The 14,363-nt window shown below is 74.7% G+C and carries 19 protein-coding genes; 7 read left to right on the top strand and 12 right to left on the bottom strand.

What is annotated here, in order from left to right; genetic code table 11:
• Positions 1–321 precede the first annotated feature (321 nt).
• Complete coding sequence (locus ACF09K_RS18990) at positions 322–1,206, bottom strand: LysR family transcriptional regulator (protein WP_392244941.1); 885 nt, start codon at positions 1,204–1,206, stop codon at positions 322–324.
• A gap of 120 nt (positions 1,207–1,326) precedes the next feature.
• Here ACF09K_RS18990 and ACF09K_RS18985 point away from each other — a divergent pair, with 120 nt between their 5' ends.
• The 3 genes from ACF09K_RS18985 to ACF09K_RS18975 are packed head-to-tail and all read left to right on the top strand — an operon-like array spanning position 1,327 to position 4,704.
• Positions 1,327–1,998 carry a succinate dehydrogenase gene (locus ACF09K_RS18985; RefSeq protein ID WP_392245103.1) on the top strand — a complete coding sequence of 224 codons (672 nt, stop codon included), beginning with the start codon at positions 1,327–1,329 and terminating at the stop codon, positions 1,996–1,998.
• A 1-nt stretch (position 1,999) separates the two neighbouring features.
• On the top strand, positions 2,000–3,958 hold the full coding sequence (locus tag ACF09K_RS18980; RefSeq protein WP_392244940.1) for a fumarate reductase/succinate dehydrogenase flavoprotein subunit: 1,959 nt from the start codon (positions 2,000–2,002) through the stop codon (positions 3,956–3,958).
• A complete protein-coding gene (locus tag ACF09K_RS18975; protein WP_392244939.1) occupies positions 3,955–4,704 on the top strand; it encodes a succinate dehydrogenase/fumarate reductase iron-sulfur subunit in 750 nt (249 codons plus the stop codon). Before ACF09K_RS18980 ends, ACF09K_RS18975 begins: the two co-directional genes overlap by 4 nt.
• Before the next feature lie 163 nt (positions 4,705–4,867).
• On the opposite strand, the gene ACF09K_RS18970 is transcribed toward ACF09K_RS18975, so the two are convergent.
• From ACF09K_RS18970 to ACF09K_RS18935, 8 genes are read right to left on the bottom strand one after another with little or no spacing between them, the layout of a single operon-like run.
• The gene (locus ACF09K_RS18970) at positions 4,868–5,161 is read right to left on the bottom strand and encodes a gas vesicle protein K (RefSeq protein WP_392244938.1); all 294 of its coding nucleotides are present in this window, start codon (positions 5,159–5,161) and stop codon (positions 4,868–4,870) included.
• Positions 5,158–5,406 carry a gas vesicle protein gene (locus ACF09K_RS18965; protein WP_392244937.1) on the bottom strand — a complete coding sequence of 83 codons (249 nt, stop codon included), beginning with the start codon at positions 5,404–5,406 and terminating at the stop codon, positions 5,158–5,160. The genes ACF09K_RS18970 and ACF09K_RS18965 overlap by 4 nt, the downstream gene beginning before the upstream one ends.
• Positions 5,403–6,341 carry a GvpL/GvpF family gas vesicle protein gene (locus ACF09K_RS18960; RefSeq protein WP_392244935.1) on the bottom strand — a complete coding sequence of 313 codons (939 nt, stop codon included), beginning with the start codon at positions 6,339–6,341 and terminating at the stop codon, positions 5,403–5,405. Before ACF09K_RS18960 ends, ACF09K_RS18965 begins: the two co-directional genes overlap by 4 nt.
• Positions 6,338–6,682, bottom strand: a complete 345-nt coding sequence (locus ACF09K_RS18955) for a gas vesicle protein (protein ID WP_392244933.1) — start codon at positions 6,680–6,682, stop codon at positions 6,338–6,340. The genes ACF09K_RS18960 and ACF09K_RS18955 overlap by 4 nt, the downstream gene beginning before the upstream one ends.
• Complete coding sequence (locus ACF09K_RS18950; RefSeq protein ID WP_392244932.1) at positions 6,679–6,927, bottom strand: gas vesicle protein GvpG; 249 nt, start codon at positions 6,925–6,927, stop codon at positions 6,679–6,681. Before ACF09K_RS18950 ends, ACF09K_RS18955 begins: the two co-directional genes overlap by 4 nt.
• 4 nt (positions 6,928–6,931) lie before the next feature.
• Positions 6,932–7,699, bottom strand: a complete 768-nt coding sequence (locus tag ACF09K_RS18945; RefSeq protein ID WP_392244931.1) for a GvpL/GvpF family gas vesicle protein — start codon at positions 7,697–7,699, stop codon at positions 6,932–6,934.
• Positions 7,696–8,211, bottom strand: a complete 516-nt coding sequence (locus tag ACF09K_RS18940; protein ID WP_392244930.1) for a gas vesicle structural protein GvpA — start codon at positions 8,209–8,211, stop codon at positions 7,696–7,698. Before ACF09K_RS18940 ends, ACF09K_RS18945 begins: the two co-directional genes overlap by 4 nt.
• Positions 8,212–8,248: 37 nt before the next feature.
• The gene (locus tag ACF09K_RS18935; protein ID WP_392244928.1) at positions 8,249–8,572 is read right to left on the bottom strand and encodes a gas vesicle protein; all 324 of its coding nucleotides are present in this window, start codon (positions 8,570–8,572) and stop codon (positions 8,249–8,251) included.
• 454 nt (positions 8,573–9,026) lie between these two features.
• Here ACF09K_RS18935 and ACF09K_RS18930 point away from each other — a divergent pair, with 454 nt between their 5' ends.
• The 3 genes from ACF09K_RS18930 (at position 9,027) to ACF09K_RS18920 (ending at position 11,679) form a co-directional block, all read left to right on the top strand.
• Positions 9,027–9,800 carry a GNAT family N-acetyltransferase gene (locus ACF09K_RS18930; protein WP_392244927.1) on the top strand — a complete coding sequence of 258 codons (774 nt, stop codon included), beginning with the start codon at positions 9,027–9,029 and terminating at the stop codon, positions 9,798–9,800.
• Positions 9,800–10,672, top strand: coding sequence for a lysophospholipid acyltransferase family protein (locus tag ACF09K_RS18925; protein WP_392244925.1), 873 nt, complete (start codon positions 9,800–9,802; stop codon positions 10,670–10,672). Before ACF09K_RS18930 ends, ACF09K_RS18925 begins: the two co-directional genes overlap by 1 nt.
• 74 nt (positions 10,673–10,746) lie before the next feature.
• Positions 10,747–11,679, top strand: coding sequence for a DUF2382 domain-containing protein (locus ACF09K_RS18920; protein WP_392244923.1), 933 nt, complete (start codon positions 10,747–10,749; stop codon positions 11,677–11,679).
• A 114-nt stretch (positions 11,680–11,793) separates the two neighbouring features.
• Here the strand turns inward: ACF09K_RS18920 and ACF09K_RS18915 are convergent, their stop codons facing one another.
• Positions 11,794–12,834 carry an MsnO8 family LLM class oxidoreductase gene (locus ACF09K_RS18915; RefSeq protein ID WP_392244921.1) on the bottom strand — a complete coding sequence of 347 codons (1,041 nt, stop codon included), beginning with the start codon at positions 12,832–12,834 and terminating at the stop codon, positions 11,794–11,796.
• Between the two features lie 78 nt (positions 12,835–12,912).
• Positions 12,913–13,083: a 50S ribosomal protein L32 gene (gene rpmF, locus ACF09K_RS18910; protein WP_392244920.1), complete on the bottom strand. Its 171-nt coding sequence runs from the start codon at positions 13,081–13,083 to the stop codon at positions 12,913–12,915.
• A 118-nt stretch (positions 13,084–13,201) separates the two neighbouring features.
• Between rpmF and ACF09K_RS18905 the strand changes: the two genes are divergently transcribed.
• Positions 13,202–13,693, top strand: a complete 492-nt coding sequence (locus ACF09K_RS18905) for a hypothetical protein (protein WP_392245101.1) — start codon at positions 13,202–13,204, stop codon at positions 13,691–13,693.
• Between the two features lie 343 nt (positions 13,694–14,036).
• Here ACF09K_RS18905 and ACF09K_RS18900 read toward each other — a convergent pair whose 3' ends face one another.
• On the bottom strand, positions 14,037–14,252 hold the full coding sequence (locus ACF09K_RS18900; RefSeq protein ID WP_392244919.1) for a dodecin: 216 nt from the start codon (positions 14,250–14,252) through the stop codon (positions 14,037–14,039).
• Positions 14,253–14,363 lie beyond the last annotated feature (111 nt).

Here is a 14,363-nt window from a genome sequence, read left to right as displayed (position 1 = left end):
GCGCGAGGAACCGCGCACCCAGCCACCGCGGACCGCACCTGGACACCGCGCCCCCGGAGGCCCACCCCAGGGGCGCGAGGAACCGCGCACCCAGCCACCGCGGACCGCACCTGGACACCGCGCCCCCGGAGGCCCACCCCAGGGGCGCGAGGAACCGCGCACCCAGCCCCGACCGACCCGCACCTCCCCCTCCGCCCAGGCACCACACCCCAGGGGCGCGAGGAACCGCGCACCCCGCCCCGGCCGACCCGCACTCCGACGGCTCCCCCGCCGACACCCCCGTACAAGCACCCCGCACGAACCCCCACAAGCGGCGCAGCCCTACCGCTCCAGCAGCATCCGCTGCAACTCCCGTGCGGCCCGCGGCGGAGCCACATCGCTGCGGTGCGCCAGCGCGATCACCCGGTGCAACCCCGGCCGGGCCAGCGGAGTGACCCGCAGGCCCCGCCCCGACCGCGCGGCGACCATGCGCGGCACGACGGCCATGCCGAGCCCCGCCCGCACGAACCCCAGCACCGCGTCCATCTCCCCGCCCTCCACCGCGAAGTCCGGCTCGAACCCCTCGGCGCGACACGCGGCGACGGTGAGTTCGCGCAGGTCGTAGCCGTGCCGGAACATCACCAGGCGTTCGCCCTCCAGGTCGGCGATCCGCACGGCCCGGCGCCCGCCTCCCGGCGGGGGCACCTCCGGCGACGAGGCCACCACGAGGTCCTCCCGCAGCAGTTCCACCGTGGTCAGCGCGGGGGAGGGGGTGGGCAGCGGGAGCACCACCAGGGCGAGGTCGAGCGCGCCGCGGGCCAGTTCCCGCACCAGGTCGTGCGAGCCGCCCTCCTCGATCAGCAGCCGGACGCCGGGGTAGCGGTCGTGGTAGGCGCGCAGCACGTCCGGCAGCAGCCCGGTGCACAGGCTGGGCGTCGCCCCCAGCCGCACCCGGCCGCCGCGCAGCTCCACCAGCTCCCGCACCTCGTACCGGGCCGTCTCGGCGTCCGCCAGGATCCGGCGGGCCAGCGGCAGCAGCGCCTCGCCGGCGTCGGTGAGCGTGATGTTCCCGCGCGCCCGCTGGAAGAGATCGGCGCCCAGCTCCCGCTCCAGCGCCTTGATCTGCTGCGACAGCGAGGGCTGGGCGACGTGGACCAGGTCGGCGGCCCGGGTGAAGTGCCGCGTCTCGGCGACCGCCACGAAGTACTGGAGCTGCTGGAACTGCATCCAGCGATGATAGGCCCCGCCTATGAAAACGAGGCGGACCATGTCTTGGACCGATGGGGCCGTTCGGCCCTAGCGTCCTGTTCCATGGCTCTGGCAACGCGGACGGACCGACGGTCGTCCATGGCGCGCACCGTGTGGCGCTCCTCCGTCGGCAAGAAGACGGTGATGGCCGTCAGCGGTCTGATCATGCTGCTGTACCTGGTCGTCCACATGATCGGCAATCTGAAGATCTTCTTCGGACCGGGCGAGTTCAACCACTACGCGCACTGGCTGCGCACGGTCGGCGAGCCGTTCATGCACGACGGGTGGACGCTGTGGCTGGTCCGGGTCGTGCTGGTCGTCGCGGTCGTCGCGCACGCCGTGTCCGCCTACCAGCTCAGCCGCCGCGACCTCAGGGCCCGCCCGGTCAAGTACGTCCACCGGAAGCCGCGGACCAGCTACGCCACGCGCACCATGCGCTGGGGCGGGATCATCCTCGGTCTCTTCGTCGTCTGGCACCTCCTCGACCTGACGACCGGCACCGCGCACCCCGGCGGCTTCCAGGAGGGCCGGCCGTACCAGAACGTCGTGGACACCTTCTCCACCTGGTACGGCAACACCGTCTACATCGCCGCGGTGCTCGCCCTCGGCCTGCACGTCCGGCACGGCTTCTGGAGCGCCGCCCAGACCCTGGGCGCCGGCGGCCGCACCCGCGACCGCGCCCTCAAGACCACCGCCAACGCCCTCGCGCTGCTGCTCACGGCCGGCTTCGTCGCCGTACCCGTGGGCGTCATGACCGGACTGGTGAGCTGACATGACCCCCTACACCCCCTATACCGCCTACACGACCGGCGAGCCGATCGCCGACACCAAGGCCCCCTCCGGCCCGATCCACGAGCGCTGGGACAAGCGCCGCTTCGAGGCGAAGCTGGTCAACCCCGCCAACCGCCGCAAGCACACCGTCATCGTCGTCGGCACCGGCCTGGCCGGCGGCTCGGCCGGCGCCACCCTCGCCGAACAGGGCTACCACGTCGTCCAGTTCTGCTACCAGGACTCCCCGCGCCGCGCCCACTCCATCGCCGCGCAGGGCGGCATCAACGCCGCGAAGAACTACCGCAACGACGGCGACTCCGTCCACCGGCTGTTCTACGACACCGTCAAGGGCGGCGACTTCCGGGCCCGCGAGTCCAACGTCCACCGCCTCGCCCAGATCTCCGTCGAGATCATCGACCAGTGCGTGGCGCAGGGCGTGCCCTTCGCCCGCGAGTACGGCGGTCTCCTCGACACCCGCTCCTTCGGCGGCGTCCAGGTCTCCCGCACCTTCTACGCCCGCGGCCAGACGGGCCAGCAACTGCTGCTCGGCGCCTACCAGGCCCTCAGCCGGCAGATCGCCGCCGGCACCGTCGAGATGCACCCGCGCACCGAGATGCTCGACCTGATCGTCGTCGACGGCCGGGCCCGCGGGATCGTGGCACGGGACCTGATCACCGGGGAGATCGACACGTACTTCGCGGACGCCGTCGTCCTCGCCAGCGGCGGTTACGGCAACGTCTTCCACCTGTCGACGAACGCCATGAACTCCAACGCCACCGCGATCTGGCGGGCCCACCGCCGGGGCGCCCACTTCGCCAACCCGTGCTTCACGCAGATCCATCCGACCTGCATCCCGCGCACCGGCGACCACCAGTCCAAGCTGACGCTGATGAGCGAGTCGCTGCGCAACGACGGCCGGATCTGGGTCCCGAGGACCAAGGGCGACACCCGGCCGGCGAACAGGATCCCCGAGGACGAGCGCGACTACTACCTGGAGCGCCTCTACCCCTCCTTCGGCAACCTGGTGCCCCGCGACATCGCCTCCCGCGCCGCGAAGAACGTCTGCGACGAGGGCCGGGGAGTCGGCCCCGGCGGGCAGGGCGTCTACCTCGACTTCGCGGACGCGATCGAGCGGATGGGCCGCAGGGCGGTCGAGGAGAAGTACGGCAACCTCTTCGACATGTACGAGCGGATCACCGCGGAGAACCCGTACGAGGTGCCGATGCGGATCTACCCCGCCGTGCACTACACGATGGGCGGCCTGTGGGTCGACTACGACCTCCAGACCACGATCCCGGGCCTGTTCGCGATCGGCGAGGCCAACTTCTCCGACCACGGCGCCAACCGGCTCGGCGCGTCCGCCCTGATGCAGGGCCTGGCCGACGGCTACTTCGTGCTGCCCGCCACCGTCAACGACTACCTCGCCCGCAACCCGCACCGGAGCGAGGTGAGCGGCGAGCACCCGGTGGTGCGGGAGGTGCTGGCCGAGACCCGGGACCGCCTGAACCTGCTGCTGTCCGTCGACGGCGACCGCACCCCCGACTCCTTCCACCGCGAGGTCGGCGAACTCATGTGGGAGTTCTGCGGCATGGCCCGCACCGACGCCGGACTGCGCACGGCCCTCGAACGGATCCCCCGGATCCGCGAGGAGTTCTGGCGGCGCGTCAAGGTCCCCGGCACCGGCGAGGAGTTCAACCAGACCCTGGAGAAGGCGAACCGCGTCGTCGACTACCTGGAACTCGCCGAGCTGATGTGCCTCGACGCGCTGCACCGCGCCGAGTCCTGCGGCGGCCACTTCCGCGAGGAGCACCGGACCCCCGACGGCGAGGCCGCCCGCCGGGACGAGGAGTTCGCCCACGCGGCCGCCTGGGAGTTCACCGGCACCGGCGAGCCCCCCGTCCTGCACAAGGAAGACCTCGTCTTCGAGTACGTCCACCCCACCCAGCGGAGCTACGCATGAGGCTCACCCTGCGCGTCTGGCGGCAGCGCGACGCCGACGCCGACGGCGCCATGTCCACGTACGAGGTGGACGGCATCTCCTCCGACATGTCCTTCCTGGAGATGCTCGACACCCTCAACGAGGAACTCATCCTCAAGGGCGAGGACCCGGTCGCCTTCGACCACGACTGCCGCGAGGGCATCTGCGGCGCGTGCTCCCTCGTCATCAACGGCGACGCGCACGGCCCGGAGCGCACCACCACCTGCCAGCTGCACATGCGGTCCTTCGAGGACGGCGACACGATCGACGTCGAGCCGTGGCGGGCGTCCGCGTTCCCCGTGGTCAAGGACCTGGTCGTGGACCGCTCGGCCCTCGACCGCATCATCCAGGCGGGCGGCTACGTCACCGCGCCCACCGGCGCCGCCCCGGAGGCGCACACCACGCCGGTGCCCAAGCCGGATGCCGACTTCGCGTTCGAACACGCCGAGTGCATCGGGTGCGGGGCCTGCGTGGCCGCCTGCCCCAACGGCGCGGCGATGCTGTTCACCTCCGCCAAGATCAACCACCTGAACGTCCTGCCGCAGGGCGCGCCGGAGCGCGAGACGCGGGTGCTGGACATGGTGGCGCGGATGGACGAGGAGGGCTTCGGCGGCTGCACCCTGGCCGGCGAGTGCGCCACCGCCTGTCCGAAGGGCATTCCGCTGGTCTCCATCACCGGCATGAACAAGGAGTGGCTGCGCGCCACCCGCAAGGCGGGCAAGCGCTGAGACCCGGGCGCCGACCGCGTCGGGCGCAGTCGGGCGCAGTCGGGCGCATCGGGGAAGAGACGTTCGCCGAGGGCGCGGACGGGCGGGACCGGGAGTGGTGCTCATCCCCGGTCCCGTCTCGCTTCCCCCTCCCGCACGGCAGCCGCGTCGGGAAGCCCCGGCGTCACGGGCCCGGATCGGCGAGGAGCGGGCCGAGCGGACCGAGGTCCAGGTTGAGGTCGCCGCGCCGCAGCCCGTGCTGCGCGCACAGCTCGTCCATCCGCTCGTCCAGCAGCATCAGCGCGGTGCCGAGCCGTTCCTCCTGGCCGGGGCTGAGCGTCCCCTCGTCGAAACGGCGTACCGCCTGACGCTCCATGAGCTGCCGCAGGAGTTCCACCACGGTCAGGACCAGGGCCGCCAGGTCGTTCGTGACCCGTTCGGGGTCGAGGTCCAGCGCGTGGGCGCGCGGCGCCGTCACAGCGGCCCGCTGTCCGGCCAGGGCGCCGGGACCCGGTCACTGACCGAGGCCAGCAGGGCGTGCAGGGAGATCCGCACCAACGGCACGTCGGCGACGGACAGGACCAGGTCGCCGCTGATCACGACGCCGGTGGCCAGCACCCGGTCGAGCAGGTCGACGAGCGGCACCCCCACGGGCGCGTACGGTTCCGGGCCGTTCCACGGCACCGCCGTGCGGTCGGGGCCGCCCGCGATCGGCACGGTCATGCGCGGACCCCCTCCCGCGCGTCGCACGTCACCTCGTCGAGGCGGGCGAAGGAGTACGGGACCCAGGGCCCCGACAGCGTGACCTCCACCGCCGCGCCCCCGGCGCCGCCCGGCCGGCGCACGGCCCCGAGGAAATCGGCACGCCGGTCGTCGTCCACCAGATAGGCCGCGTTGAGCAGCTGCGGGACGCCCCGGCCGGTCAGCCGCTCGCTCTGCGGCCGGTGCCGCGTCGCGGCGACGGCGTACCGCCGCAGCTCCCGGTCGACCGCGTCGGCCTGCGCCAGGGCCGACTCGCGCGCCTCGCGCTCGGTACGCCGCCGGGCGCTCACCCGGCTCAGGTACGACCGCCCGGCCGCGGGGCCACCGGTCGCGGGGCCACCGGTCGCGGGGGTGCCTGCCGTGGGGGTGCCGGTCGAGGGTCCGTCGTCCGCCGGTCCGCCGTCCGCGGCGCCGCCGGACGCGGCACCGGACGTGCGCGCGGGCCCGGCGGGATACACCTTCACCGCCCACTCGGTCCGGCCCCGCAGCCGGTCCAGCAGCGTGCGCAGCGAGGCCTGCCGGGCGGTCACGGCCCGTACCGCGTTGTGGTCGTCGAGGTAGAGCGTCGCCATCGGCAGGGGGACGGCGGCACCCGCGCGGGCGGCCGTCTCCACCGCGCGGTGGTGGGCGCGGGCACAGCGCTCCAGCTCCTCGGGCCGGTCGAGCCGCCGCGCGAGCGCCTCCTCGCCGAAGGCCGCCACGGGGACGTCCTGCACGACCAGCCGGAGCGCGCCCGCCTCGAGGATCCGCAGCGGGCCGCCTCCGTCATGGCCCGGCGTCACCGCGAGCACGTCGTCGGGCAAGGGGCCGTCCGTCACGGCGAACAGGCAGGTGAGACAGGGGCGCGACACGTCCTGCCCCGCCGCGGTCGGTCGGTCGGCCGGGACACCCGTCATCGGATCACCTCCCGAGCGTCGGGTTCGGCGCCCTCCAGGGCGTCGAGACGGGCACGCAGACGCGCGTTCTCCTCGGTGAGGGCGTCACGCGCGGCGCGCGAGGACAGCGCCGGGTCCGTCTCCCACCAGTCGATGCCCGCCTTCCTGGCGGTCTCGACGGAGGCGATGAACAGGCGCAGACGGATGGTGAGCAGCTCGATGTCCAGCAGGTCGATCTTGATGTCGCCCGCGATGACGATGCCCTTGTCCAGGACGCGTTCGAGCAGGTCCGCGAGGCTCCCGCCGAGCGGCGCGGCGGGTTGCGGATCGGGGCCCGCGGGCCAGGTGCCGAGGTCGGTCACGAGGCGCCCTCCGTGTACCGGACGGGGCTCTCGAGGCGTTCGAGCAGCCGTTCCTCCTCCTTCTCGAACGCCGCCTCGTCGATGGCGCCCTCCTCCAGGGCCCGGTTGAGCGCCGCCAGCCGCGCCTGCACCACCCGGGGGTCGTGGGACTGACGCTGCGCCTCGTGGAGCAGCTGGTCGGCGACCCAGAGCGTGCCGCGCACCGGGGCGAGGGGCAGGAGCAGGAGTCCGCTCACGAGTCCCACCGCGTCACCTCCCGGCCGTGGTGGGCGGGGTGTCGACGAAGCTGTAGCACGGCAACGGTCCGGTCAGGCTCAGCGCCAGCCGGTCCCCGCACCGGCGCGCCTGGTCGGCGACGGCCCGGCGGAAGTGCCGTTCGTCGGCGGAGCGCAGCAGGAACGACGTGCTCAGCACCTGCTCGTCGTCGACCGGCCCCTGCGCGGTGCGCACGGCGAGCGGGGCCAGCCGGGCCAGCACCTCCCGCGCCGCGTGCCGCGCCTCGCGGGCGACGCCCTGGGCGAGCGCCTCGCCCAGGCGTACGTTCGCCTCGTAGCCGGGGTGCCGCCGGGTCCGGCGGGCGAGCGCCCGCAGACCGTCGTCCCTGCGCACGAGGTCGGCGAAGTACCCGGGCACGACGGTGCCCTTCACGTTCATCTCCACACAGCCCCGGACCTCGTCGAGCTGCCCGGTCAGGTGGGTCCGGCCGGTGCGCAGCCGGCTCCGCAGTGCCTCCGCGTCGCGGGTGAGGACGGCGAACCGCATGGGCAGGACGGGCCCCTGCCCGGCGAGTTCGTCGAGCACCGACTGATGGGCCGTCAGATCCCGTCGGCGGGCCCTGAGCCGCGCCGGGGCGTCCGAGACCGCGGCGCACAGCCCGGCCTCGGTCAGCAGCCGCACCGGCGCGCCGTCCACCCCGGGCGCGCGCGGCGGCCGGACGCCCGCGGGGGTGATGCCGTAGACGTACAGGGTGCCGAGCGTGCCGGCGGTGGTGAGGGGGGCGGTGCCCGTCACGGTCATTCCTTTTCCTTCGTACGGCGCCGGGGCCGCGGGCGGTCGTCGTCACCGGCGGCCCCGCGGCCGGCGGCCGGACGCGTCCCGGCCGGGCGGCGGCGCGGGCGTTCGGGGCGCGGGGCGGGCTCGCGGACGTCGTCGTAGAGGTCCTCGTCGGCCTCCACGGCGTCGTCGTCCGGGCTGAGGATGTCGCGCACCTTGTCGGTCAGGGACCGGGCCGTGCGCTTCGCGCCCGCCTTGGCGACGGTCTTGGCGACCGGTCCGCCGAACAGTTCGGGCACGGTCCTGGTCCGCGTGTCGTTCTCCAGGTCGAGACGGTTGCACGCCTCGGCGAAGCGCAGGTAGGTGTCGACGCTGGCGACCACGATCCGCGCGTCGACCTTGAGGATCTCGATACCGACCAGTGAGACGCGCAGGAAGACGTCGATCACCATGCCGCGGTCGAGGATGAGCTCCAGCACGTCGTAGAGGGTTCCGGCGCGGGGCGCGCAGACGACCTCGTCGGCGTAGACGGTCATGCGGCGGTCCTTCCGGGGGGCGGGCCCGAGGGCCCGGTCACTGGTCCTGGGCCCCGCGCCGGTACCGGGCGACGCGGCGGTACTGCACCAGCTCGCCCGCCGGGTCCAGCTCGACCTGGTAGGTGGCGAGCAGGCTGGTGGTGTCGGGGATGCGCGCCAGCTCGAGCACGTCGACGTCGACGATCCAGCCGTCGTCCTCGTTCCGGCACACGGCGGAGACCCCTTCCAGGCGGTGACGGATGAGCTCGGTCAGCGCCTCGGCGGCGCACCGGGCGGCCTCACGCGCGCCGCGCACGGTCCGGCGGCGGGTGGCGGACGCGACCGGTTCACGACGCCGTCCGCCGGTTCCGGCTTCTGTCATACGGCCCACTCTCGCCGCGGGAACCGCCGCGCGCGTGCGCAACTGGGCCATCCGGGCCACTGCCCGTCGTACGGGAGAGTACGGCGGCGCCATCCGGGCGGAGCCGCGGCGGGGACGCGCGCCGGACCCGCGGCCGGTCCTGCGCCGGGACCCGCGCCCGGGCGCGGGGCGGGCTCCCCGCGCGGCCGGCTCCGGTGGCGCCGCCGGAGCGGAGCCGTGCCGGGGCCGTGGCGGGGGCGCGTCGGGGTGGTCCCGTGCCGGGGCCGTGGCGGGGTGGTCCCGTGCCGGGGCGCGGGGGCGGATCGCCGCGCGCGCCGTTCAACAACCCCACATCCCCGCTCCGGGCACAGGTCACGCGCCCGCCAGCCGGCATCGGGAGAACAGGAGCGGGCGGCCGCACACCACCGGCCCGTCCGTCCCCTCCGGCCGAACGGCCCGTGACCTGGAGAGAGCCATGACCACCGTAATCGCTCCGGACGCCCCGCCGCTGCCCGCGGCCCCCTCCCGCTACCTCGTGACCCTCGCCCGCGACGAGGCCGACGTGCGGGCCGCGCAGCGGCTGCGGCACGACGTCTTCGCCGGGGAGATGGGCGCCCTGCTCACGTCCGCGCAGCCCGGCCTCGACGTCGACCCCTTCGACGCCCACTGCGACCACCTGCTGGTGCGCGACGCCGACACCGGCCAGGTCGTCGGCACCTACCGGCTGCTGCCGCCGGAGCGCGCCGCGGTCGCCGGCCGGCTCTACTCCGACGCCGAGTTCGACCTGACGCCGCTGCACGGCATCCGGCCCGGCCTCGTGGAGGTCGGCCGCTCCTGCGTCCACCCCGACCACCGCGACGGCACCGTCATCGGCCTCATATGGGCCGGCATCGCCCGCTACATGGTCGACAACGGCCACGAATGGCTGGCCGGCTGCTGCTCCGTCCCGCTCGCCGACGGCGGTACCGCCGCGGCCGCCACCTGGGAGCGGGTACGGGACAAGCACCTGGCACCCGAGGAGTTCCGGGTCCGCCCGCGGCTGCCGTGGGTGCCGCAGCCGGGCCTGGCACTGCCCGCCCGCACCGAGCTGCCGGCCCTGCTGCGTGGCTATCTCCGCCTCGGCGCCTGGGTCTGCGGCGAGCCCGCCCACGACCCGGACTTCGGGGTCGCCGACCTGTACGTGCTGCTGTCGATGCGCCGGGTCAACCCGCGCTATCTGCGGCACTTCCTCTCCCTCGTCCCGGCCTGATGGGCGCCTGGCCGCCCAGCGCGCCCTGCACCCCCGGGGCGTGCGTGGAGGCGCCGGGCTCCGCCGCCGCCGTACCGCGGGCGGTGCTGCGGCTGGTGGCGGTCGTGGCACTGCTGCTGGCCGGGATCGCGCTGCTGCCGGTCGGCGGCAGGGTCCCGGCCGCACTGGTGCGCCGGTGGGCGGGGGCCGTCGTGCGGGCCGCCGGGGTCCGGGCGCGGTTCAGCGGTGCCGCCGCGCCCGACGGCGGCCTGTTGCTGGTCGCCAACCACATCTCCTGGCTGGACGTCCCGCTGCTGGCCATGGTCCGCCCGGCCCGGATGATCGCCAAGGCCGAGATACGGCGGTGGCCCGTCGCGGGGCCGCTGGCCGCCCGCGGCGGCGTCCTGTTCATCGACCGTCACCGGCTGCGCGGCCTCCCGGACACGGTCGCCGACATCGCCGGACTGCTGCGCTCGGGGGCGGCCGTCGGCGTCTTCCCCGAGGGCAGCACGTGGTGCGGCCGGGCCCAGGGCACCTTCCGCCGGGCCGTCTTCCAGGCGGCCCTGGACGCCGGGGTGCCGGTCCAGCCCGTCCGCATCCGCTACCGGCTCACCGGGGGCGCGCCCACGACCGTCCCCGCGTTCGTCGGGGAGGACTCGCTGCTCGCCTCGCTGTGGCGGGTGGTCATGGCGGACGGACTGGTGGCCGAGGCGGAGGTGCGTCCCGCGCTCCGGCCCGGCGCCCACGCCGACCGCCGGGCGCTGGCCCGGGCGGCCCAGCGCCGGAGCGGGCCCGCCCCGGCGGGGCCGGGACCGTGGCCGGGGCACGCGGTGTCCGGCGGGCGGGATGCCGTGGCTCCGTCCCGCCCCGTCGAACCGCACGGAGAAATATAGCGATTTGTCTGTTTCTTATGTCCTGGGGCGGTGACCCGAACGGAGATGCCGTCACGTGAAGGGAGGGCGATGCCATGATCGCCCGCGAGGAAATCAGGAACGTACTGGACCATCCCGTCTTCGACGGGGAGGGCCACAAGGTCGGCGAAGCCAAGCACGTCTTCTTCGACGACGTGACCGGGCAACCCGAATGGGTCACGGTCAAGACGGGCTTCTTCGGCACGAACGAGTCCTTCGTGCCGATCCGCGACGCCTCGATGGTGGAGGACCACATCGAGGTCCCCTACGCCAAGGACCGGATCAAGGGCGCGCCGAACGTCGACGTCGACTCCGGCGGACACCTCTCGGAGTCCGAGGAGCACCGCCTGTACGACTACTACGGCATCGACTGGGGCGGCGTCCTGGAGGACGACACCTCCGGCGGGACCGGCTGGGCCGCGGGCACGGGCACCTCGGCCGCGGCGGCCGGCACGGCGGCGGGAACCGCTCCCGGTGTGCGACCGGGAGAGGCGGACACCGGCTACCCGGCGGGCCGGACCGGCCGCGAGGCCATGACCGGTTCCGGTGAGGCCATGACCGGCTCCGACGAGGCCATGACGCGCTCCGAGGAGCAGATGCACGTCGGCGTCGAGCGACGTGAGACCGGACGCGCCCGGCTGCGCAAGTACGTGGTCACCGAGGAGGTCGAGACGACCGTGCCGGTGCGCAGGGAGGAGGTGCGCGTCGAGCGCGAGCCCATCACCGAGGCCAACCGCGACGCCGCGCTCTCCGGGCCGGAGATCAGCGAGGCCGAGCACGAGGTCGTCCTCCACGAGGAACGTCCCGTGGTGGAGACCGAGACCGTGCCGGTGGAGCGGGTCCGGCTGACCGCGGACGAGCACGTCGAGGAGGAGACCGTACGCGGTCAGGTCCGCAAGGAACGCCTCGAGGCCGAGGGCGTCGAGCCCGGGCACATCGGGAACGAGGGACACGACGACGGCAACCCGCCCGGACCCCGGCGGAGCTGACCACCCGTCGGTCCGGCGTGCCGGACCGCGCGGCCGCGCCGGCCGTACGGTGACGTGGCGGGCGGCGGCACCGGCGGCCGCCCGTACGGCCGGCCGCGCGCCCGGTGTCCGGGGTCACGTGCCCCGTGTCCCGGATCCGGCGCGCGGCGCCCGGCCGCCCCCGCGCACGACGGCCGCCAGCCTGCGGTAGGACTCCAGCAGTGCCCGCCGGTCGTGGGTGCTGGTGGTCACGAGGACCTCTTGGGCCCCCGTGTCCTTCAGTACCGTCTCCAGCGCGCGGGTGACCTGTTCCTCGGTGCCGGCGATCTGTCCGGCCAGGGCGGCCTCGTAGAAACCGCGTTCCCGCGCCGTCATCGGCAGGGCCTCGACCCGGTCCGCCGGGGGCAGCGGCGGGAACGTGCCGCGCGTGCGGGAGTGGGCCGTCGACCAGGCCTCGGGAACCAGCAGCCGGCGGGCCTCCTCGGGCGTCCCGGCGACGGCGACCGCCCCCGAGACGACGACGTACGGCTCCGCGGCCCAGGGCGAGGGCCGGAACCGGGCGCGGTAGTCGTCGACGCCCCGCCGCAGCCGGTCCCGGTCGCGCAGGTCACCGATGACCAGGGGGAGTCCGGCCTCCGCCGCGATCCGCGCCCCCTCGCCCATGGCCAGGACGAACGGCGGTACGGTCAGTCCCTCGGCGGGGCGCGCGTGCACGCCGGCCGGCGAGGCGCCGCGGAACCAGCCGAGCAGTTCCCGCAGTTGGGCGCCGAAGTCCTCGGCGTCCTCCTTGCCGCGGCCCAGTGCCCTGCGGACCCCGTCGGTGAAGCCGACCGACCGGCCCAGGCCCATGTCGATGCGGCCGGGGAACAGCGACTCCAGCACTCCGAACTGCTCGGCGACGACCAGCGGCCGGTGGTTGGGCAGCATGACCCCGCCGGTGCCGACCCGGATCGTCGCCGTCGCGGCGGCCACGGCGGCGGCGAGAACGGTCGGCGCGGAGCCGGCGACACCGGGGACGCCGTGGTGCTCCGACACCCAGAACCGGTGGTAGCCGAGCGCCTCCACCTCCCGCGCCAGCGCCACGGTGTCCCGCAGGGCCGCGCCGACCGGATGGCCCTCGCGCGTGCGGGAGCGGTCGAGGACGGAGAACCGGGCGGCTTCGATCACAGAACTCACACGGTGTTCAACGCGTGGCGGACGCCGGGATTCCCCGGCCCCCGTCCCCGGACCCCCACCCCCGGATCCCCGTTCCGGTCAGCCCTCGGGGCGCAGCAGGCCGCGCTCGTACGCCCGCACCAGGTGCTGGGGGACGAGGTGGCGGACCCCGTCCACGGTGACGGGCACGAGCGCCGGGGTGGTCGCCTTCCACTGGGCGCGGCGGTGACGGGTGTTGCTGCGGGACATCTTCCGCTTGGGTACGGCCATGGGGATCCTCCTCGTCGGCTGGACACCGAGGACGCTATATGAAAATGGATCCCATTAACAATCGATGGCCGACCGTGTGCCCGCCCCCACGGACGCGGGAGGTCTCCAGGGCGGTGCCGTGACCGACAGCAGCGGGCGGCCCCTCGCCGTGTTCGACCTGGACAACACCCTTGCCGACACCGCCCACCGGCAGCGCTTCCTGGAGCGCGGGCCGCGGGACTGGGACGCCTTCTTCGCGGCGGCGCCGCAGGACCCGCCGCTCGCGGAGGGGGTCGCGCTGGTCCTGGAGAGCGCGCGCGAGTGCGAGGTGGTCTATCTGACCGGGCGCCCCGAGCGCTGCCGACGGGACACCCGCGAGTGGCTCGACCGGCACGCGCTGCCGCCGGAGCGGGTGTACATGCGGCGCGACGGCGACCGCCGGCCGGCCCGCCGCACCAAGCTGGAGGTCCTGCGCCGGCTCGCGCGGGAGCGCGAGGTGCGGGTCCTGGTGGACGGCGACGACCTGGTCTGCGACGACGCGGAGGCGGCCGGCTTCACCGTGGTCCGGGCGCGCTGGACGGCCCCCTCGGTCACGCTGCGCGTCGCCCAGGAGCGTGAGGGGCGCACCTGAGGTGCGGACGCGGCGGGCGGGGCCGGGCCCGTCGGCCGCCGCGCCCGCCACGACTGCCCGCCGTCCCGTCCCTGCCGCCCGGCCCTCGGCCCCGGCCGCCGTCCCGGTCCGGCCCGGCCGTCCGCCGCCCCGTCCCTGCCGTCCGTCATCTCGGTCCGGCGGCCCGTCGTCTCGTGCCGACCCGTTGCCCGGGCGTCCCCATCCGGCGTCCCGGTCCGTCGCGCCCTGGCCCTTCCGCCCCGGCGGCCCGGCCCGGTCGCCCGTCGTCCCGGCCGTCCGCCGGGTCGGAGGGTCCCGTCGTCGCGGTCGGCCGCTCCGTCGTCACGCGGCCCTCACGCCGCCGTCACTCCGTCTCGTCCAGGCGGAAGCCGACCTTGAGGCCCACCTGCCAGTGCGCCACCTCGCCGTTCTCGATCTGTCCGCGGACCTGGGTCACCTCGAACCAGTCCAGGTGCCGCAGGGTCTGCGAGGCACGGGAGATGCCGTTGCGGATCGCCTGGTCCACGCCGTCGGGCGAGGTGCCGACGATCTCCGTGACCCGGTAGGTGTGGTTCGACATGTGACTGCTCCTCTCGGCCGGGGCGGCGCCGCCCCGTGTGTCACGCGTCACTCCACGGTGCCCCACGCTGCGGCGGAGCGCGAGACGTCCGGGGCGCGGGCCGGTTCCCCT

This window comes from Streptomyces sp. NPDC014882 (assembly GCF_043081325.1).
GTDB lineage: Bacteria > Actinomycetota > Actinomycetes > Streptomycetales > Streptomycetaceae > Streptomyces.
The sequence above is the reverse complement of the archived record's forward strand: the minus strand, read 5'-3'. Positions and strand labels throughout refer to the sequence as shown.

Bases quoted from the DNA above. Each gene is read 5' to 3' on its own strand.
- ACF09K_RS18990 (WP_392244941.1), bottom strand. From the start codon at position 1,206: ATGCAGTTCCAGCAGCTCCAGTACTTCGTGGCGGTCGCCGAGACGCGG.
- ACF09K_RS18935 (WP_392244928.1), bottom strand. From the start codon at position 8,572: ATGACAGAAGCCGGAACCGGCGGACGGCGTCGTGAACCGGTCGCGTCC.
- ACF09K_RS18975 (WP_392244939.1), top strand. From the start codon at position 3,955: ATGAGGCTCACCCTGCGCGTCTGGCGGCAGCGCGACGCCGACGCCGAC.
- ACF09K_RS18980 (WP_392244940.1), top strand. From the start codon at position 2,000: ATGACCCCCTACACCCCCTATACCGCCTACACGACCGGCGAGCCGATC.
- rpmF (WP_392244920.1), bottom strand. From the start codon at position 13,083: ATGGCCGTACCCAAGCGGAAGATGTCCCGCAGCAACACCCGTCACCGC.
- ACF09K_RS18985 (WP_392245103.1), top strand. From the start codon at position 1,327: ATGGCGCGCACCGTGTGGCGCTCCTCCGTCGGCAAGAAGACGGTGATG.
- ACF09K_RS18930 (WP_392244927.1), top strand. From the start codon at position 9,027: ATGACCACCGTAATCGCTCCGGACGCCCCGCCGCTGCCCGCGGCCCCC.
- ACF09K_RS18965 (WP_392244937.1), bottom strand. From the start codon at position 5,406: ATGACCGTGCCGATCGCGGGCGGCCCCGACCGCACGGCGGTGCCGTGG.
- ACF09K_RS18960 (WP_392244935.1), bottom strand. From the start codon at position 6,341: ATGACGGGTGTCCCGGCCGACCGACCGACCGCGGCGGGGCAGGACGTG.
- ACF09K_RS18940 (WP_392244930.1), bottom strand. From the start codon at position 8,211: ATGACCGTCTACGCCGACGAGGTCGTCTGCGCGCCCCGCGCCGGAACC.
- ACF09K_RS18900 (WP_392244919.1), bottom strand. From the start codon at position 14,252: ATGTCGAACCACACCTACCGGGTCACGGAGATCGTCGGCACCTCGCCC.
- ACF09K_RS18925 (WP_392244925.1), top strand. From the start codon at position 9,800: ATGGGCGCCTGGCCGCCCAGCGCGCCCTGCACCCCCGGGGCGTGCGTG.
- ACF09K_RS18920 (WP_392244923.1), top strand. From the start codon at position 10,747: ATGATCGCCCGCGAGGAAATCAGGAACGTACTGGACCATCCCGTCTTC.
- ACF09K_RS18945 (WP_392244931.1), bottom strand. From the start codon at position 7,699: ATGACCGTGACGGGCACCGCCCCCCTCACCACCGCCGGCACGCTCGGC.